This is a genomic window from Lysinibacillus piscis (assembly GCF_026012395.1).
Lineage (GTDB): Bacteria > Bacillota > Bacilli > Bacillales_A > Planococcaceae > Lysinibacillus > Lysinibacillus piscis.
Window position 1 is genome coordinate 39,300 of record NZ_BRZA01000006.1, and the last position, 23,317, is coordinate 62,616.

General features: G+C 37.9%; 18 protein-coding genes. 4 read left to right on the forward strand and 14 right to left on the reverse strand.

The window, feature by feature from the left end; translation table 11 throughout:
- Positions 1-40: 40 nt before the first annotated feature.
- The 4 genes from OPF91_RS16670 to OPF91_RS16685 form a co-directional block, all read right to left on the reverse strand.
- A complete protein-coding gene (locus OPF91_RS16670; RefSeq protein WP_264990063.1) occupies positions 41-526 on the reverse strand; it encodes a DUF6516 family protein in 486 nt (161 codons plus the stop codon).
- A gap of 1 nt (position 527) precedes the next feature.
- Complete coding sequence (locus tag OPF91_RS16675; RefSeq protein WP_264990064.1) at positions 528-1,298, reverse strand: DNA-binding protein; 771 nt, start codon at positions 1,296-1,298, stop codon at positions 528-530.
- 240 nt (positions 1,299-1,538) lie between these two features.
- On the reverse strand, positions 1,539-5,843 hold the full coding sequence (locus tag OPF91_RS16680; RefSeq protein WP_264990065.1) for an S-layer homology domain-containing protein: 4,305 nt from the start codon (positions 5,841-5,843) through the stop codon (positions 1,539-1,541).
- Between the two features lie 296 nt (positions 5,844-6,139).
- Positions 6,140-7,723 carry a sensor domain-containing diguanylate cyclase gene (locus tag OPF91_RS16685; protein ID WP_264990066.1) on the reverse strand — a complete coding sequence of 528 codons (1,584 nt, stop codon included), beginning with the start codon at positions 7,721-7,723 and terminating at the stop codon, positions 6,140-6,142.
- A gap of 222 nt (positions 7,724-7,945) precedes the next feature.
- On the opposite strand from OPF91_RS16685, the gene OPF91_RS16690 reads away from it, so the two are divergent.
- Complete coding sequence (locus tag OPF91_RS16690) at positions 7,946-9,130, forward strand: CaiB/BaiF CoA transferase family protein (protein WP_264990067.1); 1,185 nt, start codon at positions 7,946-7,948, stop codon at positions 9,128-9,130.
- Between the two features lie 471 nt (positions 9,131-9,601).
- Here the strand turns inward: OPF91_RS16690 and OPF91_RS16695 are convergent, their stop codons facing one another.
- The 3 genes from OPF91_RS16695 to OPF91_RS16705 all read right to left on the reverse strand — a co-directional run bounded on the left by OPF91_RS16695 (position 9,602) and on the right by OPF91_RS16705 (position 12,315).
- Entirely contained in the window at positions 9,602-10,111 is a 510-nt protein-coding gene (locus tag OPF91_RS16695; protein ID WP_264990114.1) for an HPP family protein, read from the reverse strand.
- Positions 10,112-10,315: 204 nt separating this feature from the next.
- Positions 10,316-11,647, reverse strand: a complete 1,332-nt coding sequence (locus OPF91_RS16700) for an acetamidase/formamidase family protein (RefSeq protein ID WP_264990068.1) — start codon at positions 11,645-11,647, stop codon at positions 10,316-10,318.
- Positions 11,648-11,700: 53 nt separating this feature from the next.
- Complete coding sequence (locus OPF91_RS16705) at positions 11,701-12,315, reverse strand: PH domain-containing protein (protein WP_264990069.1); 615 nt, start codon at positions 12,313-12,315, stop codon at positions 11,701-11,703.
- A 96-nt stretch (positions 12,316-12,411) separates the two neighbouring features.
- On the opposite strand from OPF91_RS16705, the gene OPF91_RS16710 reads away from it, so the two are divergent.
- Both OPF91_RS16710 and OPF91_RS16715 read left to right on the forward strand, forming a co-directional pair.
- Positions 12,412-13,116: a response regulator transcription factor gene (locus OPF91_RS16710; protein ID WP_264990070.1), complete on the forward strand. Its 705-nt coding sequence runs from the start codon at positions 12,412-12,414 to the stop codon at positions 13,114-13,116.
- Positions 13,113-14,477 (forward strand): sensor histidine kinase, encoded by a 1,365-nt coding sequence (locus OPF91_RS16715; RefSeq protein WP_264990071.1) that lies wholly within the window; start codon positions 13,113-13,115, stop codon positions 14,475-14,477. Before OPF91_RS16710 ends, OPF91_RS16715 begins: the two co-directional genes overlap by 4 nt.
- A 1,038-nt stretch (positions 14,478-15,515) precedes the next feature.
- On the opposite strand, the gene OPF91_RS16720 is transcribed toward OPF91_RS16715, so the two are convergent.
- The 7 genes from OPF91_RS16720 to OPF91_RS16750 form a co-directional block, all read right to left on the reverse strand.
- On the reverse strand, positions 15,516-15,878 hold the full coding sequence (locus OPF91_RS16720) for a YxeA family protein (RefSeq protein ID WP_264990072.1): 363 nt from the start codon (positions 15,876-15,878) through the stop codon (positions 15,516-15,518).
- A complete protein-coding gene (locus OPF91_RS16725; RefSeq protein WP_264990073.1) occupies positions 15,875-17,737 on the reverse strand; it encodes an FtsX-like permease family protein in 1,863 nt (620 codons plus the stop codon). The genes OPF91_RS16720 and OPF91_RS16725 overlap by 4 nt, the downstream gene beginning before the upstream one ends.
- The gene (locus tag OPF91_RS16730) at positions 17,724-18,491 is read right to left on the reverse strand and encodes an ABC transporter ATP-binding protein (RefSeq protein ID WP_264990074.1); all 768 of its coding nucleotides are present in this window, start codon (positions 18,489-18,491) and stop codon (positions 17,724-17,726) included. Before OPF91_RS16730 ends, OPF91_RS16725 begins: the two co-directional genes overlap by 14 nt.
- 118 nt (positions 18,492-18,609) lie before the next feature.
- Positions 18,610-19,098 (reverse strand): glutathione peroxidase, encoded by a 489-nt coding sequence (locus OPF91_RS16735; RefSeq protein WP_264990075.1) that lies wholly within the window; start codon positions 19,096-19,098, stop codon positions 18,610-18,612.
- Positions 19,099-19,103: 5 nt separating this feature from the next.
- Positions 19,104-20,438 carry an FAD-dependent oxidoreductase gene (locus OPF91_RS16740; protein ID WP_264990076.1) on the reverse strand — a complete coding sequence of 445 codons (1,335 nt, stop codon included), beginning with the start codon at positions 20,436-20,438 and terminating at the stop codon, positions 19,104-19,106.
- Positions 20,439-20,451: 13 nt separating this feature from the next.
- Positions 20,452-21,597 (reverse strand): VanZ family protein, encoded by a 1,146-nt coding sequence (locus OPF91_RS16745; protein ID WP_264990077.1) that lies wholly within the window; start codon positions 21,595-21,597, stop codon positions 20,452-20,454.
- 82 nt (positions 21,598-21,679) lie between these two features.
- Positions 21,680-21,961 carry a DUF6509 family protein gene (locus tag OPF91_RS16750; protein ID WP_264990078.1) on the reverse strand — a complete coding sequence of 94 codons (282 nt, stop codon included), beginning with the start codon at positions 21,959-21,961 and terminating at the stop codon, positions 21,680-21,682.
- 92 nt (positions 21,962-22,053) lie between these two features.
- Here OPF91_RS16750 and OPF91_RS16755 point away from each other — a divergent pair, with 92 nt between their 5' ends.
- Complete coding sequence (locus OPF91_RS16755; RefSeq protein WP_264990079.1) at positions 22,054-23,226, forward strand: alanyl-tRNA editing protein; 1,173 nt, start codon at positions 22,054-22,056, stop codon at positions 23,224-23,226.
- Positions 23,227-23,317 lie beyond the last annotated feature (91 nt).

The following is a 23,317-nucleotide window of genomic DNA, read 5'->3' on the forward strand; positions in this document are numbered from 1 at the left end:
GCAAGCCACTAACGGAAAAACTCTCCGCTAGTGGCTTGTTTTACTGTACTGTGTATTCTTCCTTGCTCTCTAAATATTTTGCAATGAATGCAAAGGCATCTTTCAAGGATCGTACATCATAGTTCTCTTTTCTCTTTCTGCGATCATTTGGGTCATAGTGATGATGATGTGGCTCAGTGGCAACTCGATATTCTTCAGGTGTCCATTCCGCATCATGTGCATCATTTCCCCAGCCAGATATGTGAGCTGTCTGTATCCCGCTTTTAGGTACAATCACTTTCCATTGATAATGATATTGTCGTACATATCCATCATTACCATAATTTTCAACAACATGTAAACCTGTAATTCCGTGAATAGGATGCTCTATCAGTGGAAAAAGAACTTCAAGTCTTTTCGTATTCCTTTTATAACTTGCAAAAATCGAATCTTTATCTTTTAACTGTGTATATGATTTTAAATAGTGTCCATATTCTTCAAGAATTTCTTCTATATCTGCTGGGAGAAGTTTAGCTGTCTCTTTCATCTTACTTTTCCTTCTCCTTACGCCCTATTCCTCTAAAAAGCGACAGAATTTCTATTTTTTCATCTTCTAAATCTCGCCATATATAATAATCTGTTGGGTCATCCATTGAATCCCCATTAAATTCTTGAAATGCTTCCTGATATGTTGTCGCACTATACTTCAATTGCAGTTCTGTTAATTCACGATTAATTTCATGTAAGCGTTCTTTTGGTGTTTGATTTTGACGTTGTTTTTCTTGTGCCATGATTTGTAATCGAATAGCATATGCAGGATCTTGCCAAATATCAATCATAAATTTCGGTATTTTTTGGTGAGAAGTTGTATCAACATGTTCAAAACCTTGTTTCATATATTTATTTAAAGTAACTTTTGAAATGCCCAATTGCTTAGCCGTTTCTATCGGTGTGAGTAAGTAGTCTTGATGATATTCAAAGTGGATAGTCTCTCCACCTAATTGATAGTACCAATTTTCTAAATCAATTTTTAACTTACCAAATTCTAAATCGGATGAAGGTAGTTCGATATTCGCTATTCGTTGAAGCCATTTTAATAAATTTTTCCGATGACGTTCTGAAAGTAGATAGTCGCTATCGAATTGGATACTGTTCTTACTAAATGTAATACCCTTTAACTTATCTGAAAAAGCACTTAGCATGATTGTCACAATTTTATTTAAAATATAATCTGTTTCTTTTTCAATCACATACCGATTGTGAGCACGATAGCCCTGATCAATATTCATCTCAGTCATTTCATAGATCGCTTTGCTCATAATCCTCACCCTCCTTACCTCCATTATACATAATATTAACGAAAACGCAATTTCGTTAACCTAATATAAATTACTTTTCGTTAATCATTATATTAATTTCCCTTTAAAATGTTTCCTAATCCTTTATTAAAGAAATTTATTTTGTATTAGCAAGTGCTGAAGAATGAGTACTATAATATAAATAACTATATTTAAACAAAAAACCAAGTGATTCAGAAATCATCACTTGGTTTTTGACGTTTATTGTGTTCTCGCTTGAATAATTACATAGTTTGGAGCTGCTGGGTCCATTGGGTTTGAATATAGCTTTGCATAAACAATATTGCCATATTTATCTTTTGTAAATAAGTATAGACGTTGATTTGTTTGGAAAACATTGATTGAATTTGGATCACTGCCCGTTTGGATTGCATCAAATGTTTTAACCGAACTCGCATCTGCAGGTTGCTTAATTTCTCCTTTACCATAGGAAACGATAGCTCCACCTGGGATGTAAGAGAAGTCTTTACGATCTGCCTTTTCGATAACTGCCTTCGCATTTTCTAAAGTTAAATCATATCCTATACCCAATACTGCATAGTAATATTGTTGACTCCATGTAATATCTGTATTCAAGTTAGCCACAACAGAAACTTTTCGTGATACATTTAGATCACTTGATAAGTTTGGATGTGAATCTGGCAATAATTTTGCAGAAGTAATTGTATTTTCTTTTGTTGGGTATTTATATTCTGCTTTGTCTTTACTAAATGCCCAGCCACCCTTATCTTTCACAGTGGCATTAATTGTTATATTAAAGCTTTCTTTTACCTCTGCTGCAAATTCGATTAGCAGCTTACGTGGCTCCCAATCTTTTTTAGTCGCTGTATCTTCCCATCTCCATGACGCATAGGCTGGTGAAATTGGTAAACCTGTGTCTGGATTCACTAAAGCAAAGTTAGCGTTAGTCAGATCAACAGCCTCTGAAAATGTAACTTCAAATATTTTACCTTCTATTTGCTTAAAGATTGGGTCTTCTACTCTTGGTGGTGTCCCATCAGAGAAGAATTTATAAGCCATCACGCCAAGAGGTCTATTTTGACTATCTTGTCCACTAGGTGTTAGCGGCATTGCTTTCTCTTGCTTACCATCAAATGTCAGCACTTTTGATTGTGTGCCAACCTGTAGCATTGTCGCATTGCCGTAACGATCTCGCACCGCTACATAAAGCTCATAGTTTTTATGCGGCTCAAACGTAAGGTTAATATTATTTTCACCTACACGCATAGTAGTAGCTTGTCCTCGTGCAATTACTTCCTCAGCACTTGTTGGCACTAATGTTGATGTATCGTCCGTTGTTCTTAAAACATAAAAGTATGATCCCTCTTCATCTGAAATAAAGCTGAATGTCCCTTTTCTATCGCCTTCTGCTATTTTAAGTTGTGTACTTTCAATAACTGGCGCTGTTTGGTCATCAATCACATGCTTTGTTTGAATATCGGATACATTTCCTGAACGGTCTCGTAACACCATATAGACAGAATAGCTTTTGAATGGATCCAGTGGTGGTACTGTATTTGGTAACGGTAAAGTAGCTTTTTGCTTTCCTAACTGTGCTGGTTTATTACCACCACTTCCAATAATCGCTACATCCGCTGTCCCTACTGTAAAGGTTTTTGAATTTAACTGTACCGCCTCAATTAATCGCAAACGGTCATCACGCGTTAAATTTAAACCTGACTCCATAATTAAATAATGATATGTCCCTGCTTTCGTAGCATTGAATTCGACAATTGTATGATCCTTTGCAGCATTTGTTACTGGATCACCTATAATTGTTAAATATGGCCATTCTGTATCATTATGAATATATTCGGCTGTATTTCTTGGACTGCTATTTGGTGGAATATTTGTTATATTTTCAAATTCATTGTCCGCCAAATCCTTGACTTTTGGCGAAATATTGACTACTAAATTATCGCCGTTAACAAAACCAGTAAAGGAAGGAATCGTGAATGTTAATCGTTTTTGAGCCTTATTGTAGACGACATGTTCTGGACGAATTGGCTTTTGTAAGCCTTGGTTAATAATCCCTGTCCCTGTTAACTCATAGTTCTCTACATTTGTAGCTGTAAGTGGATCTAATTCCTCACTAACCGTTAAATAAAATTCATTTTTAATCTCATCTAATATAAATAACTTTCCACCCACTACATATGGTGGAACATTATCTAATTCACCTGTCGAGAATTCCTTCACAACTGCTGGGTCTACTGAATTATTGCCAGATGTATCTTTCATTACAACATATAATTGGTAAGGTGATAGTGCCTCTAAATCTGTTAGCAAACCTGATATACCAAGTTCTCCTGCCTTTGCCTTACCTTTACCTGTTGGATTTGCAATAATATCTGCTGTTGTTGGATCGGCTGCTGTTGTTTTCTTACGCACATAGTAATAATAATCCCCTGGCTCACTTGCAACAAAGCTAAATTCAGCACGTTGCCCACCATGTAGAGGTGTCACAGTTAAGGATGTTACTTTTGGTGGTGAAGAATCCTTCATTTGGAAGCCTTGTGAAGCCATATCCGATGCATTTTTCGCACCATCAACAACCATAATATAAATCACATATTCCTGCTTCTCGGCTAGTCCTTTGACATTAATTTTGTTTTTTCCTACAACTGCTGCGCCTGTACCACTCGCTACATTGTTTACAGAAATACGATCAATTAATTCTCGCTTTGTCGGAGCTTCTGCGCCTTTTTCACGCACGATATAGTAGTATGTGCCGACTTCATCTGATGTGAATTCTGCATTAATTTCACTACCATTTAATATATCTACTGTTGTAATGCTAATCGTTGGCTTCGTTTTGTCCGTTGGTTTTTGGTTTTCTATATCATCTGGATCAATTGGTTTACCATCTGGGTCTGTAATACCACCAATATTATCACGGTCATTTAAGAAGTCATCAAAGCTATTATTCGGTTTCCCATCTTTCGGTAGTACAACTTTATCTACATATGTGTAGTCGCCAATATCAATACGACCTGCTCCACTACCTACATATAGTGTACCTACTCGACCATCGATATACAGCTTTAAATCTTTTGCACTATTATAGTTAATCCAATCGATATTGCCACTGCCGTAAATTGTTAGTGGTGTCTTTGTATCAATATTGAGTGTACCAATATTCCCATGAATTTCAAATGCCTGCACATCATTGATAATATCTACTCGTGGTAACTTCATATTTGTTTCAATCTTTGTAGCGTTTTGAGAAACGACTAAGCGTGCCACGGTACTATTGTAAAATTCAATATGTTTGGCAACGTTTTTCATCTCATCTTTTTCTTTTGACCAGTTTTCAAATGGCTTGCTGTTGCTTGGATTTGCTGGGTTTTTGTCTGCGTTTTGATTTGTCCAATTTTCAAAATTAGTCGTTGGGCTATTTGGCGTCGTAGTGGATGGGCTTTCATTTGTAGAGCTTCCATTATCTGACCAATTAATAAACGCTAAATTATTGCTCGCAATTCGACCCAACTTCAATGCATCTTGATAGAAGCCTGTAAACTGTAGTGAAGAACGAGCCGCTTCATTAACAAACATCGTTCCTGCAAATGTAATATTGTCAAATTCAATATAATTACCATTCACAATGACTGTTGCTCCAAAGGAACGACCACCACCATCTAATGTTAAAAATTGCGAGCTTGTACCATTCGCATTCAGTGTTAGCTTCGCTATTGAACGAATCGTTTTGCCAGAAAAATCACCTTCAATGAGAGCCCCTTTTAAAACAGGTGCATTATCTTCATTAAAAATATGAGCTAAACTTTCTGGGACTGTATAACGATCACCATTAATATAGACGATTTCATCTTCTACACCTGTTACTTTAAACGATGTAGCATCTTGCTTATGATTTTGTGTACGTACAATAAATGTCGCAAGCTGACCTCGTGTCACCGTATCATATGGTGAGAATGTGACAGGTGTTGTGCCTTCTGCAATTTTTAAATCAACCAATGTTTGAATATATTGTGCGCCTTTTGTTTTACTATCTACATCTTTGAAGACACCTTTATACTGTGAGGCTACCTCTAAATGAAAAGCACGCACTAATAATTCAGCTAATTGTCCACGAGTAATCGCCTCGTTCGGCATAAACGTGTTATTCGCATAGCCTGACATAAGCTCTGCCTTTTGTAGTGCTGCTATATACTTATAATACTCATTATTTTTAGACACATCTTTAAAATACGGATCATCCACATCATTGACATCTAATTCTAATGCCTTTGCGATGATTTTCGCTACCTCCCCACGTGTTACAGCCACATCAGGACGGAATGTATTATCTTTATAGCCATCCATTACTTTTTGCGTATATAATTTCACAATGCTACTATAATGACTTGAGTTTTGATCAACATCTTTAAATGGTAGTGTAGCGGCCGCTACTTTTTCCGGCGGTGGTACAACAACCGCAAGTCCACTCGCTCCAAAAACGGTTGCAATTAATGCTTTATTTACTTTTTGGATTTTTGTCTTATCCATCCCATTCTTCCTTTCTTGCCTGTACTCCGATACGCACAAATCGTTTTCTCCTTGTTTATATCGACCATTTATATAAGAACCTTCATACATAATAATGAAATTTTTCCGCACAAAAAAGCCAAGGAGCATGTTACTCTCTTGGCTTTCATAATATATAGGCACATTTTATCGTACTTGTGGGGTTATAAGGGAAAGGGGGATAACCTTATATTTTTCAAGTCGATAAAAATGGTGTCCTGCCATAATCTATCTATAGTTTACCCGAATTATCTATTCTTTAATCATTCAAACGCAAATTAATGCTGGTCTGCCTGTATCACACAATTACGTCCTGCTTCCTTGGCACGATACAGTGCATTATCTGCTGCCTCAATAAGCTCTTTTCGATTTGTAGCACTTTGAGGATATGTTGCTACACCTGCTGATAGTGTCACAGGATAGCCACATGGACTCACACTATGCATCATTTTTTTGCGCAATTGTTCTGCTATCTCTTTTGCTTCCTCAGCATCTGTGTGAGGCAATAATATAATAAACTCCTCTCCACCATAACGACAGCACACATCTTGCTCTCTTGCTACCTTCTCCATCGTATTCGCCAAAAATTGCAATACTGAATCCCCTACTGGATGACCATATCGATCATTAATCTGTTTAAAGTTATCCACATCGACTAAAATAATTGCATGCGCTATATTATTGGCACACCATTCAGCTAATATCGCATCAATGGTACGGCGATTTGTCAGCCCTGTTAAGGCATCCGTTGTCGATTGGTCTTTAAAATAGGAAATTTGGCTTTGTAAAAAGGTTAAATTTTTAATTAATATATTTTTTAAATGATGTGCCTCAAAATACCAGCCCTGCACGGATTTCAAACTATCCATATTTTGAGCCATGGCACTTCTTTCTGTGAAGGTAGCCAATTGCTGTAATGGTCGAACAATCCAAGACACAATCCAAATAATAATAATAGCTAAAATCATCGTAAACGGAATTGCTTTCACAAGCATATTTTGCAATTGTTCGTTGGAACCATTTAATGCTGCATCTAATGGACGTTGTGAAATCACTCCCCAATCCGCTAATGGAATCGGTGCATAACCCGCTAACATCTTGATGCCCTTCGTATTGACAACCTCTTCAGCACCGCTTTCTCCAATAATCACTTTTCGTACAACTGGGTTTTCCAACACAATATCATTGACACGTTTTTTATCTTGATGATAAATAATACGTCCATCACCATCTACTACAAACACATACGAGTCATCGTTATAAAAGTGCTCGCCAAGTATTGTATGGAAAATATTTTTTTCATTTAAATAAATCAAACCACCTAACATACCAAGGTATTTTCCCTCGTCTGAAATAATCGGTGTAGAAATACAAATAGCTAACTCTCCTACTAGGCTCATATACGGTTTTGAGACAATCGGTACTTTCTTCGTTAGCGCTTCTTGTGGTCCTGCTGTTGTAAGAATTTGTCCTTTCACATTTAATGATAATGGTGAAACAGATTGCACTTTTCCCTCTGATGTTACGATAAACACTGTATTGAATAGCTGATATTGTAATCGTAATCGATCTACTTCTGCATTTAATAGCTCTTCATCATGCATATGATTTTTTAAAATATTGGCACTATAATCCAAAACACCGAATGTTTCCTGTAAGCGTCCATTACTTGTTGTTGCCAATTTTTGAGCGTATACTCGATTCATTTCTAATGTATGGGTTCGGACTGAATCAATATTTGCCTGATAGCCATTCCAAACAAAACTAATACTTGAAAGCATGAATATCGTAATGATAATGCCAATAATCAAATGCGCTAATTTAATCTTTCTCCAAATCTCTTTATAGTGTTGAATACGCATCCATTTCACCTCCAACTATAGAACTAGCTTGTTTATATTAAAACATATAAACAGCTAAATACACACCAAAATATTTATCTTTAACCCATATATACCCATTAAATTCTCAATAAAAGTATATTAGTAAATTAACATAGCCAAATAACAAAATATCCTGTTATAATACTGATAATAAAAATATATTCTGTATTAATACAATTTCATTCATGGGAGCTGAGAAATTTGAGCATACTAAAGGGGTTAAAAATTCTCGATTTTTCCGCATTATTGCCAGGTCCAATGGCAACGATGCTCTTTGCTGATTTAGGAGCGGAAGTTATTCACGTAGAGTCATCTAAACGCGTTGATTTGATTCGCATTATGCCACCGTATGACGAAGACCGTGAAGCCTATATTCATCAATATTTAAATCGCTCTAAAAAATCGTTAACATTAAATTTAAAAGCACCTGAAGCTGTGGATATCGTCAAGTCACTTGTCCAAGAATATGACATTATTATTGAAGGCTTTCGCCCAGGTGTTATGAAACGGCTTGGTATTGATTACGATGCGTTAAAGACGGTTAATCCACAACTTATTTATTGCTCCATTACAGGTTATGGGCAAACAGGTCCTTACAGCAATCGTCCTGGACATGACAACAACTATCTATCATTAGCTGGTATTGCTGATTATTCTCGTCATCAAAATAAAAAGCCTGTTGCTATGGGCATTCAATTAGCAGATATCACAGGTGGGGCGATGCATGCCGCAGTAGGTATACTTGCCGCAGCCTTACATCGTGAAAAAACAGGTGAAGGACAGTATATTGATGTCAGTATTTTAGATGCTACTTTTTCATTAAATGCTATCTATGGTCCTGCTTATATTAGTGGCGGACATACACCACAGCCTGAACAGGAAATATTAAATGGTGGTAGTTATTACGATTACTATAAAACAAAGGATGGTCGTTTTTTTTCTGTTGGTAGCTTAGAGCCTCAATTCCGTAAGTTACTTTGCGAGGCATTGGATATTCCCGAGTTGATTCATAATACATTCAATGATTCTCACTATACACAAATTCGTTTTAAAGAGGCGGTACAGGATGCGTTTTTATCGAAAACGTATGCAGAATGGCTGGAAGTTTTTAATGAGGAATTTGAAGGCTGTGTGGAACCTGTTTTAACATTTCCTGAAGCCTGTGAACATCCTCAGCTACAGGCCCGTGGTATGCTTGTGGATATTCCAAAACATGACGGTACATCACAGCAGCAAATCGCCTCTGCCCTGAAATTCCACAGTCATGAGCCTGTGTATAAACATGTAGGTGCTAAATTAGGTGAGCATAATGAGGAAGTTTTATCTGGGATTGGCTACGATGAGGAGCATATTGCTGAATTAGTCCAACGAGGCATTTTACAATAATACTAAAAAGTGTCTACTATCGTCATAATTCGACAATAGTAGACACTTCTCCTACGACAGTTATCTACATAAATTAGCTACTTATCCATAGATTTTTACACTTACCCACAGACTTATCCACAAAAATAACTGTCTACTTGTTGAAATTTGCTTGAAAATAACCTCTATCATCAAGCAGTGTGGATTACCTGCATAACTTGTGGATAAAATGTTTAAAACTTTATAAAAGACGTTCAAGACCATGTCCTGAACGCCTCTTTTTATTCATCTAGAAAGGCAAATGAGCTCATCGGACTTTCACTCATAAGTTGGTAGCCCATGCGTCTCGTCACGAATGGCTCATTGCCGACACTAGTCATGGCTAGCGCTATCATTATAATGCACAATTTACTGACAATCATACATCATTTTATTACCTCTTACTTATAACAGTAGACGGTTGTACCACAAAAAAGTTACAACCATTTATCATTACCAAAATAGCGGATATTTTCGTGTGTCTCGTAAGTTATTAATAATTAACCCTAATAGTACGATCAAAACTGTACCGATTAAAACAGGTGTGAATAAATAGCTCCATCCATAGCCATTTAACAAAATAATAATCGGATTTGCTGCTGCGGGTGGATGAATTATGCCAAGAAACGCCATACAAAAAATAGTTAGCCCAACAGCCAAACCAATCGTCACAATACTTGTCCCTAATAAAGAGTGTATGATTAACCCAATCATCGCTGATAAACAATGACCACCTATAATATTCCTTGGCTGTGATAATGGCGCATTCCAAACGACAAATACTAATACACAGCTTCCGCCAAGTGATGCCATTAACCAAGTAGCTCCTGTGTAATTGGTTAATGCAAATAAGATGGTAATACACATTAGCCCACCAACAGCACCCGTAATGGCATCTGCGAAATTAGTACGTGAAGGTGCTCGTCCACCGCCACGCATTTTCGCTATGTATGCTTTTATCATATGATTTTCTTGTTCTTTTTTTGCTGGCTTCCATTTCACTCGCCTCTGTGCCAATTCCAATATAACCTACCACCTTTGTATGTTTTAATTTCGTTCTATTATACCAACTCCTAACCAGAAATCAACCGCCTTGCGCAAAAAAACAGCAGACTAGCTACATAATAGCTAATCTGCTCATTTTGTGAAAAAATCAAATAGTTAACACTAATCATATTGCCTTTTTACTGTTTTGTAGATACGCATCTTTTTTAGCACGGTTTTAGGAATTTGCATGGTAGCGGTCACGACTCCAGGATGGCGACCAATTTCGATAGAGCCTGTAATGGTCGTACGATTTAATACCTCTGGCTCGCTCATTTCAAAAAGCTTCGCAGCTCGGCTAATCGCATTGTCCGTTGCTTCATTTAATGTAGCTCCTGTACCAATAATGGACACTGGAAATGCTTCTTCTACATGCTTCACACCAAACTCTTCCGCTAATTCTTTTGCTCGACGCTTTTCTTCTTTCGTGAAAGGCTTTGCTGTATATGGTAAATCCTCTTCATTTGGCAATAAAATAGGACCTTCAAGTGAAACTTTTTTCAATACATGTACTTGTAATTGCACAATGCCTGACACATCGGTCGTATGCCCGGCAATTTCACCATCTCCCTGCATTGCGTGCATATCTCCAATATAAATACCACCACCTCGTACTTTTACAGGGCAAATTAATGTGGCACCTTCACGTACACGGCTAATATCCATATGTCCATCTGTTCGATGTGTATCAAGCTCTTCTTTTGTCCATGCGTATTCATGTGGAGCACCTACTAAAAACGTGCCAAAATCACCTGCATTGTGAGAATCAGGCATTGCTTTCGATGGCGTAGTACCAAGCTGTCCTAAAAATGGGCGCATTCTTGCCATAACTCCGATTAAATCACTTGGCGCTAGCGTCACAACAGGATTTTGCACAGAATTTTCAGGTGTACGCATATAATTCTTTGCTTCTAATGCGATACGACGAGCTCCTTCACGCCCAACAGTTAACCCCATACCATTTTTGTGATCAAATGCCATTGTATAGCCATTAACCATATGAAATGGTGCTGTCTCTGTATCACATGTTGCACAGCGAATAGCATGTTGCCCGATACCTTTAATCACTGTATTCGGATAAAGTTTGCCACACCCTGGACATTTCACCGCTACAAATGGGTCGCCAATACAGCGTTCAGCAAGGACTTCATCATAACCAGAGGCAGTCGCTAGTGATGTCACTTGTATGGATTTAATGTGAATAACAATGGCATCTCCTACTTCTGCACCTTCGACAAATACAGGCTTCGTCACCTCATGCCCACCTCGAATTGTTGGTGTTAACATAGGTCCCCAACAACCAGGAGCTGTATTCGCAATAATCGTGCCCCCATCTTTGACAGGACCTAACATTTCTTGCTGTGGATCAAGAATACCATTAATAAATTCATTCACAAACAATGTCTCAGCAGCTACTACTTCTTCTTGTTCCTGTACAAATTCTTCATTTTCCATACTTGTCCACTCCTTTATGTACGACTCTCTACATCCCTGTAGAGAGCTGATAACTACTGATTAATATAGAGATTAAAAATATGTGTGAAATCTTCTTTCTTATATTGTTGCTTATGGTCAACTAACCAATCATTCGTAAAACGTGTAATTTCCTTAAATGATGAGGCTGGTGTAATTGTGTCATTGCCAATACGTCCTAAAGAGGTTGCCGCAATGGACAAACTTCTTTCAGCCATTTCTAGCTTATAGGCATTATGCGTTTGCTCATAGCTAATCGCATGTAGTGCCTTATATAAATCTTTAATTTCATCTAAGAAACGTTTGTGGATATCGATAGACAATGCCACATTGCCAATTGTAAACTTAATTTCGACATCAAGGTCAATTGTTCCTGCCGTTTCCAAAAATACGTCACTAATGGAATATAAAGAATAGTCATAGCGGCGTAGTAAGCGTTTCTTGCTCATCGCACTTTCTCCATCCACATGAATAATGGCACGATTTGTAAAGCAATACTCATCTGCTTTTGTTTTAATTAAAAAATAAATTTTTTCATCAATTTCGTGGAGAATAAAATCATCGGCATCGGTTTTGTCATAATCCTCTGGTGAAATCACAACCCCAATATCTGACAAGCCAAACGCTTCTGCTGCTATTTTTTTAAACATCTTCATTCCTCCTTGAATAGGTTATACTCTTTGTACGCCTTTTAGGGCATAATGGTTTCAAAGCTTTTAAAATTTTAAATAAGGACGTGTCATGCAATGGAACCAACTATTTTAATTGTAGATGATGAGGCAGATTTAGCCAATCTATTAAAAATATCTTTACAGCGAGAAGGCTATCACCATATATACACGGCTGGCTCTATTGAAGAGGCATGGACAAGCTTTCAACAGGTATCCCCTGATATCGTGTTACTGGATGTAATGCTACCAGATGGTGAAGGCTACGATTTATGTAGGCGTATTCGAGAAACTTCACATATACCTGTGCTCTTTATGTCAGCTAAAAATGAGGAAATTGATAAGATTTTGGGACTTGCTATTGGCGGTGATGATTATATTACAAAGCCTTTTAGCCCAAAAGAAGTAGCTTATCGTGTCAAAGCACAATTACGTCGAGCTGGCTACCTAGCGCAAGAAACACCCTCGTTCATTCAAGTAGGCCCTTTCCAGATAAATAGCGATGCAACAGAGGTACAGAAGGATGATGTACTGTTAGAATTAACGGCGAAGGAAGTTGGCTTGATGGCTTGTTTCATGCACAATCCCAATCGCATATTAAGCAAAGAAACATTGTTTGAGCGTGTTTGGGGTGAGGGTTTTTTCGGCTCTGATAATACGGTGATGGTACATATTCGACGTCTGCGAGAAAAAGTAGAAACTAATCCGTCAAAGCCTGTTTATATTACAACCGTTAAAGGGCTTGGCTATAAATTTGTTGTACCAAAAGAGGCTTCCAAATGAAATGGAAGCTCACTGCACGTTTTTTATTCTCTGTCCTAGCGATTGTAGTCATTGTGATTTTTGTTAATACAGCTATTTTCATCGCACTATTACTCAATCAACAAATGAGTAACTATGAAGACGCATGGATGAATAATGACGAAGATTTTGTGCGCACATTTCAACGTTATATTGAAATAAAGGATGGACTACCTTTTGTTTATGAAGAGGGTTTACAGCTTTTACATGGACGCAATGCTTGGATTCAGCTTTTGAGCCCCAATGGCGATGTACTTGATTCATATTTCACGCCAAGCAATGCTCCTTCACATTATGCACCTATTGACTTAGTTCAGGTGTATAAATATAAAGAATTCGGTGGGGACACAACTGTCTATATAGGGGCGAAGGACAATATTAGCTATTTAATTGGCATTGAAGGAAGTAATGTTTCAAGAATGATTATGCATATTTCGGGTGCATCTGTACTACAGTGGATTGGGAAATTAGGGCTTTTTATTATCATCGCTGACTTGCTCGTAGCTACGCTTGTTGGCTGGCTTTTTGGTCGTACACTCACAAAGCCTCTATATGCACTGATTGAACGCATTCAACATTTAAAAAGCCATAAACCTGTACCAAATGATGTTCAACGTGGTGTCTATCAGCCTGTTTTTGAACAATTAAACGATGTATCCCGTGAACTGTCGCAATTAGAGCAATTACGTGATGAGTGGATTAGCAATGTATCTCATGATATGAAAACGCCACTCGCTTCCATTCGTGGCTATGCTGAGCTATTAAATGACGGCTCTGAACATGCCGAGTATGCACAAATTATTGAAAAGCAATCCTTGCATATGCAAGAATTACTAGACGACTTGAATTTAACAATGCGTTTAAAGCATGGTAAACTCCCTCTTGCATTGGAAGAAGTCAATATTGTTCCATTTTTAAGGGAAATTGTGATTGACGTACTGAATACACCACAATTTGAACAGGCTACGATTGAGTTTGATGCCTCTACAAATAAGGTGATACAATCCATAGATATTCATTTTATGCGACGTGCCATCCTTAATTTTATCCACAATGCGTTATTGCATAATGAGGCTGATGTAACGGTGCGTATTCATGTAGATGATACGACAATTACCATCACAGATAATGGTAAAGGGATTGCAGCCGAGGATCTTGAGCATATTTTTGAGCGCTATTACCGTGGGACAAATACAGAGCAAACTATTGGCACGGGGCTAGGAACAGCGATTGCACGAGATATTATTCAGGCACATGGCGGTACGGTAAGCATTAGCTCTGAGATACAAAAAGGCACAACAGTATCGATACAGTTTAAACGTCATTATGAAAAAAGGGGATGAATCTGTATGAAACTTTACTTAATCTTGATGTCCCTCGGTTCTATTCTAGTGCTAGCAATTCGGGTAGTGACAGATTATCAAAATAATAGCAATCCGTTTCACGAACCGCTCTTAGCCCTTAATTATGTAATTCTTATTTTTTGGATTATCTTTTTTCCTATTATGTATTTTAAAAAATGCTGATTGGATTGCATTCTAGTTATGCCTGATCTTTTTTAATAAAAAATTTTTAAGTCATTTCTCATCCGCTTCAACACTTTTTTCTCATTAAAAGATAAATACCCTATACGATAGTCTTTTTTCAAAGTTTATATCGTATAGGGTACATTTTATAAATCACGTCCACGAAGTGGTTTTTATTACTTATATTTCTTTGCTAAATGCTTATAAGCATAATACAAAATTATGAAAAAAAGTATTCTGTAAATAAATTTATATAATAAGAAAAAGGTTTTATGTTCATCAGTTAGAACATAAAGAATAAATCCACTAAAAAGATAAAGAAATATAATTGAAATTAGTTTTAATTTTTCGCTCAATTTCAATCACCACACAACATCAAAATAACCATTATTTGGTTTTTATCTTTAGAATCAAGATAAGAAGCTATTTTTCCCGAAGAATCAAGCACATAAGTTAAATAATTAGCAATAAATAGTATATACCGAATCCGGTGGAATATTAGAGATATCGATGCTTTCAATGTTTTTCTAATACCATACTCCATTTCATTGCGTTCGGCGATATTATCAACCTTCATTGTATGCCGATAAAGAGCAATCGTCAATGAATTCCTATTAGTATGTAATGAATCCGTTCCGTTTATTTTAACTGTTGTAAACTGCATTGTTTTGCACGATTTTTTGATACGACAAAACCAATTTTGCATTTTTTGCATGAAATTTTGGTACTGCAAAACCACATTTTATTCTTACTGTTGCAAATTCACATCTTTCTGAAATGAAACAATTGTTGTATCAATGCTTTTTCACATATTCGAAAAGGGCGATGGAGAACATTTCTCCTCGCCCTTACCCTTCAGGATTTCATTTGTTGTTGTACTTTATTAGGCAACTCATCAAATTGCACTTCATCATATGATGTAACCTCTGTGCCATTTTTCACATATAGCTTCAAATAGGCATCCTGACGCAAGTTTTTCTGTGCGGAAAACGTTAGCGCTTTTTCCTCAGCATTTTCATTGTATGCCTCTAGTTCATACCAGTATGTCTTAAAAATCTCACCATTGTCTGCTTTATCTTCCTTTACTTTCCCATCTGCTGTAATTTGCACATAATATGCATCCTTATTTAAACGGTTAAAGTCCACAGTCATCAACACCACAAGCCCTGCGACAAGCACTACTAATAATGCACCAATTCCTATGAATACTTTTTTCATGATTTCGTCTCCTGTCTAACAATTTTATAAAATGAACGCACTGTTACTACATAATAAATTGCATAAATAGCTGAATAGATAAGCATCCAAATAATTACAGGTTTCGTAATATTCATATTTAGAAGCTGTGACAAGGCAATGAGTGCAAATGTACTATGCACAATCCCGATAAGTAGTGGCGCGCTGAAAATAACCGCTACTTGCCCTGCTACTGTTTTCAATATTTGCTTACTATTCACACCAATTTTATTTAAAATAGCATATTTGGCTTGATCTTCTTCCGCTTCTGTTAATACTTTGAAATAAATAATACTGCCTGTTGCAGCTAAAAAGACTAGCCCTAAAAAGCTACCAACGAATAGTAATGAGCCAACCATCGCTAAGCTTTCTTCATAGCTTTGTGGCACACTGGAAAAGCTGTCCTGTTGTTCCGATGATAACTGTTGATAAATTTCCTTTGAAACAGCCTTTTGCTTCAAGTCATCGTTCAAACCAACCACCTGCATTGTGACAGCCTCTGCATCTGTCGTAGCAAATTCATCATCATTGACCACTAATACCGTACCTGCTGGCTGAAAGTTTAGCACGCTGTCTGTATACATTTTATCTACATGGAAAGCATCACCATTTGCTAATTTGAAATTTTCTCCTGTGAAATCATGTGAGAAACGTTCATCATAAGTAGCATCTAATACAATTGCTGAGCCTTCTGCAACATGAAGTTGTTCATCCTTGCCCTGCCACTTTGCTAGACGATTATAATCCGATTCCTTTAAAAGCGTATATTCAAAAAAGGCATGCTCATTATCTACACGTAAATTTTTTACTGCCAATGACTCGTTATATAAAACGTCTACCTGCGAAAATGACACCGCTTCGCCCTTCCACATAAAGGTATTTGGTAGCATTTGACGCACTGTTGTCTCAGCATTATAGTACACACCAAAGACACCACCACCTGCTGTAATCGTTGTAGCACTTAAAATTGCAATGATGGATAGTGATTTTGCATTGGCACGAATACGGTACAATAATTGCGATACACCGATTAAATTCAAACCCTTCCATGACCAAGCCGTTGCTTTTTTCAATGTGGTTAACACAAACACACTAACACTATGAAATAATAAATATGTCCCTGCAATTGTCATAGCTATTACAACTAGCGGTGTGCCTAATGCTGTGAAAAAGCGCCAAATATTGCTTGTAAATATATCTGCTGCAGATGTATAGTAGCCAAACGCTAATAACGCCACCCCAAAAATGACAGATACAATCGAAGCTCTTGGAATTTGCTCACCTTGCTTTTCTGCATGGAATAGATCAATCAATTTAAATTGATAAATCACACGATAGCCCTGTAAAGATGTGAGTAAAAAAAGTACAGCAAAAATGCCTGCCGTATTCATAAGCGCCTGCATCGAAAATGTTAGCTGTGTAACGACTTCATTGCCCATTAAGCGTACTAAAATCATGAATAATCCTTGTGACACAAAGAAGCCCAAGCCAATCCCTAGCCCAAGAGAGAGTAGCCCAATCACGATATTTTCAAAAAACAACATAAAGCCAATTTTTTGTTTACGCACACCCAGTAACGAATACAGCGCCACTTCCTTTTTACGCTTCTTCATAAAAAATGAATTGGAATATGCCATAAAAATAACGATAAAAAATAATAGCACTACAGATGACCCGCTCATTAAGCCTTGAATTTGCTTTGAAGAGCCCTGTGTATCACTATATTTTAATGTTACAAAGGTAAAGTAAATCACGATACTAAAGACCATCGAGGCAATATATAAAAAATAATTCGATAAATTGCGTTGAATATTTTTACGTGCCAGACTAAATAACGTCATTGACACCACCCCCGATGCTCGCTAACACTTGCAAAATTTCTTGAAAGAATTGCTTACGTGTTTGCATGCCACGATGAATTTCCTGTGAAAGCTGTCCATCTTGAATAAATAAAATGCGCTGACAGAAGCTCGCTGCAAAAGCATCATGTGTCACCATCATAATTGTGGCAGCCTGTGATTGATTTAAGTCACTTAAGCTTTCCAATAAATCAGTGGCTGACTTAGAATCCAGCGCCCCTGTTGGCTCATCAGCAAAAATCAGCTTCGGCTCTGTTACTAATGCACGGGATGAGGCTGTACGCTGCTTTTGCCCACCCGATATTTGGTAAGGATACTTATCAAGTAAATCACTAATACCGAAAAGCTGCGCAATATGATTTACCTTTTTATGAATATCCTTCGCAGGCACTTTGGCAATCGCCAATGGCAACACAATGTTCTCTCTCACAGTTAAAGAATCGAGTAAATTATAATCTTGGAAAATAAATCCTAAATTATCACGACGAAAATCTGCTAGCTCAGCATCCTTCATATGCGTTAAATTAACATCACCAATCGTAATACCACCAGTCGTTGGTGTATCAATGGTTGCTAGCACATTCAGTAATGTAGATTTTCCTGCACCTGAAGGCCCCATCACCCCAACAAATTCTCCCTTTTCTACTGTAAATGTTATATTTGATAGCGCTGTAAATGTATTCGCGCCTTTGCCATATGTTTTTCCTACATTTTGTACTTGTAATAACGACGTCATAAACGCTCACCTCTTCTTTCTTGACCTCAGTATACCCCCCCAAACTTACAGTAAAATTGTCGTAAGCTTACAACAACCTTACGTTTATCTACAAACGCAAAAAAAAAAGACCCACACGCTATACTGTGTGTGAATCCTTTAACACGTTTTGAATATCCTCTTCAAACTTACTTGGCTTATCTGCTGAGCCATAACGCTCTACAACATCTCCTTCACGATTCACTAAAAACTTCGTGAAATTCCATTTAACACCATTGCCGAGAAAGCCCTTTGCCTGTGACGTCACATGACGAAATACAGGATGTGCCTCTTTGCCATTCACCAGTACCAAATCATGCATGGGGAATGTCACACCATAGGTTAAACGACATTCAGATGCCGCTTCCTCAGCAGTCGCCAGCTCCTGCTTAAATTGATTGGACGGGAAGCCTAATACAACAAGGCCCTCATCCTTATATTTGCGATATAGTGCCTCTAGCTCCTCAAACTGTGGTGTAAAGCCACATTTAGAGGCTGTATTCACAATAAGCATCGCCTTGCCTTTATAGCGTTCTAAGCTATAAATTGTCCCATCCTCTAATGTCACTTCAATATCATAAATGCTCATACCACTTACTCCCTTCCATTGATTCTTGCTAGTTGCTGCAATGGGTCCCATACACCATTAAACGGTGGCGCATAAGCTAAGTCCAAATCAAGCAAATCAGGCAAGGTCATTTTATTGTGCAAAGCTGTCGCAAAGACATCGATGCGCTTATCGACACCTGCTGGTCCTACAATTTGCGCGCCAAGTAGCTGTTGATCTCTTTTACGCACAATGACTTTCATATAAATTCGTTTCGCTCCTGGATAATAGCCTGCAATATGACGAGCCGACAATTTGAACGCCTCATAATCAATGCCAATTTCCTGTGCCTTACGCTCATTTATACCTGTCGAGGCAATCGTTAAATTAAAAAATTTAAAAATCGATGTCCCAACAATGCCACGAAACGGTGCAAACTTCCCTGCCATATTCAGTCCTGCTAAGCGCCCCTGCTTGTTGGCTGTCGTGCCAAGTGGCATATAGTCTAAACGCTCTGTTACCAAATGGTAGTGTGTTGCACAATCTCCTGCTGCATAAATATTATCAACCGATGTGCCTAAGTAGCGATTAACTAGCACCGCTCCATTTTTTGCTAAAGCAACACCCGTACCTGCCAAAAATTGCGTATTTGGCTTGATGCCCACAGCCATAATCACCAAATCTGTTGCAAATACGCCTTGATCTGTAACAACACGCTCCACTCGCTTGTGCCCCTCAAATGCCTGTAAATTAGCATTCAACACAAGCTCCACACCTTGCAGTTTCGCTTCCTCATGGATGTGCTGTGTAAGCTCCTCATCCAATGTTTTTGCAACATGGCTACTACGTTGAATTAATCTGACTTTTTTGCCACAAGCGTGAATGGTTTCTGCCATTTCCAAACCGATATATCCACCACCGATAATCGTCACTTGCTCAATAGTAGCTGTTAAATCAGCTAATAAATCCTCTAGCTGCGGAATCGTTTTTATGGTATGTATTCCTGCTAAATCTGTCCCTTTTTCTACAGGTATTATTGGGCTTGCCCCTGTGGCGATTAACAGCTTATCATAAGCCACTTCAAACGGCTCACCAGATGCCTGCATACCAAAAACAAGTTGTCTTTCTACATCAATACCTGCTACCTCATGCCCAACACGTGCATCAATACCGTATTTGTCACGAAATGTTGCCACATCTCTTGCAATCAAACGCTTAGTGGAGGAAATGCGTCCATCCACCACATAAGGCAAGCCACATTGTCCATATGAATAAATAAATCCTTGTTCTAAAGAGGTAATTTCTGCATGTGGTACATTGCGCTGTATTTCCATAGCCGCTGACATCCCAGCAGCATCTCCCCCGATAATGACATATTTCATTGAACCATCTCCCCTATTTCTCCCTTGTCGCTACTAAATCAGCATACGTATCAATATACAAACGTCGCTTTCCTCCACCAATGATGAAACGTATAATATGAACAGCCATTAATATTCTTATTAATACCGCAGCTAACAATGCCACTAAAGTTAGAATAATTTGCAATGTGTAAAATGGTGAATCCATCGTTAATTCAATCTGCCCTAAAATCGTTATTATTTCTAATAAACTAACCGTTGCTACAATAGCAATACATCGACGCCATGATTGTCGGATAATCGATTTGCCATTTTCGCTTTTCATCGTAAAACGCATAATCTTCATCCCGAGCGTTGCACCATTTGTCATACTTGGCACAATGGCAAAAATAAGCACATATAAAATAAATTTAACAACAAATTCAACAATGCCATTATAGCCCATCGCTGTGCTGATAAGTAGCCATATAAAGTGCCCAATAAAGAAGTCAATTGCCAGCGCTAAAATAATCGCTACTGGTTTCACAATATCCTTTTGCGCTAATTCGGCTGCTCGTGCCTTAATAGCCTCATCCGAAGGGAAAAAGGCCCATATTACTGGTGCTAATACAAAGCCTAGTAACGCGCCAATACTGTTAAGCATTAAATCGTCCACATCAAAAATACGATAAGCACAATTGAAAATGCCATAAACACCTGTTACCTGTGTTATTTCATAAAACAATGTTAACAAAAAGCTTAGGAAGAATGCACGTTTCCAATACCGTCTTTCCTTAAAAAAATAACGTAAATACACGCCAAATGGCATCAATAGCAAAAAATTAAAAAATGCTTGGAAAAAAGCTGGCTGTTTTATTGTATACAGCCATGTTGTGGGATTGTTCAACACAATACCACTATCCTTTAAAACATCTGCAACAAATTGAAATGGCTTTACATTGTAATAGACTGTATCTGGCTTTTGCAATGAGCAAGTATCACGCGTTTCTGGAAACGGCAACAGCACCAAACACAAGGCCGCTAGAAAATAAAAAATAAATGACCACATAATAATCGTTTTGGAAAAAGACAAATAGCCATACTTACGATACGTGTGAATAAGCCATGGAATGAATAAAATAAAAGAAGCTAAAATAGTAATCAACAAAGCCGTAAAAATCGGTTGGGCATAAGTAGACATGACAACACCTCCATTATCCCTATTATAGCCACGTACCTTCAAATCAAAAAACAGGTAAAGAAAGCCTTTACCTGCCTACTCATCACGCTATTTCTGCTTTACAAAATGCTAAAATTTCTGCTAGCTCGTCATCCTCTAAAGCGAAGTCTAAGTATTCACCCTCGCCCTTTTCCATGATGAAATAATTTAAAATAAATGGCTCCTCACCCTTTTCACCAATTAGCACACGAAGTTCAATGCCTGCCTCATGGTATAGCTCGTCCTCTTCATCTACTTCAACGTCTAAAATAAATTCATAACGCTTGCCTTCAATAATATTTGTTGGGTCTAAAATTTCTTCCATTGAGAATTGTGTAATTTCCACTATAATTGCTCCTTTATACTGTTTGTTTTTATATTAACATCTGCGAATAATTATGACACAATGAAAGCACTAGAGATAGAGGAGGATTTTGTGTGAAGGACTTATTTTATTATCAAGATGTCATGATGCAGCAATTTGAAGCAGAGGTTGTTAGTAAGGGTTTGGAAAATGGTCGTAACTATGTTGTACTGTCGAATACTGTCTTTTATCCAACAGGTGGTGGACAGCCTCATGATACAGGCACATTAAATGATGTACAGGTTGTGGATGTGGAAAAAGTAGGTGATGAAATTCGTCACTATATAGAGGGAACGGTTGACGGAGCGGTGTATGGCAAATTAAATTGGCAGAGACGCTTTGACCATATGCAACAACACGCAGGTCAGCATATTTTAACAGCGGCGTTTGTAGAGCTTTTTAATGCCCCAACTGTGAGCTTTCACTTAGGTGCAGAACAGGTAACCATTGATATTGCCGTGGAGCAATTGACTGAGGAACAACTTATAGCAGCAGAGGCTCGTGCCAATGAAATTATTTTAGAAAACCGTCCAATTGAAACGAAATGGGTTACAGAGCAGGAGCTTACGAGCTATAACTTGCGCAAGGAAGTAGCCGTAACAGGAGATATTCGACTTGTCATTATTCCTAATTTCGATTATAACGGCTGTGGTGGCACACACCCAACATCTACAGGACAAGTAAGTGCTTTAAAGATTTTAGGTACAGAAAAAATGAAAGGCAATGTGCGCGTATCATTTGTTTGTGGGCAACGTGTGTTAGCAGAGCTTGGGATGCGGAAAAAGGTGTTAACAGAGGTAGCTAAGCAATTAAGCGTACCAGAAGCAGAGGCAGCTAGTGCTTTAGTGAAAGTATTAGCTACACAAAAAAATACCGAAAAAGCACTCGCTACTGCTAAAGATAAGCTATTGCAATTTGAAGCACACGCATTAATAGCAAATCATGATACCATCGTTGCAGAAGTCCTCACACAACGCTCCATGCAAGAGCTTCAAAAGCTAGCTCGTATGGTAGTTACGGAAAAACCAAATGGTATTGCATTACTTGCTACAGAGACGGAAGGTAAATTGCAATTCGTAGCAGCACGTGGAGAACAGGTCACAATTAGTATGAAATCCGTATCTACTGTTGTCCTACCATTGATAAATGGCAAAGGCGGTGGCAATGACCAGCTTGTGCAAGGTGGCGGTGAAATCCTTATGACAGCTGAACAATTAGTAGCTGCCATGCAAAAAAGTTGCTTGTAGCTATTCGACAAAACTGCGTAAACAAACGACAGATGTTTATTGTGCGAAAGCGTGAGTGCAACGTAGCGTCAGCAACAAATGGTTTCTGTGC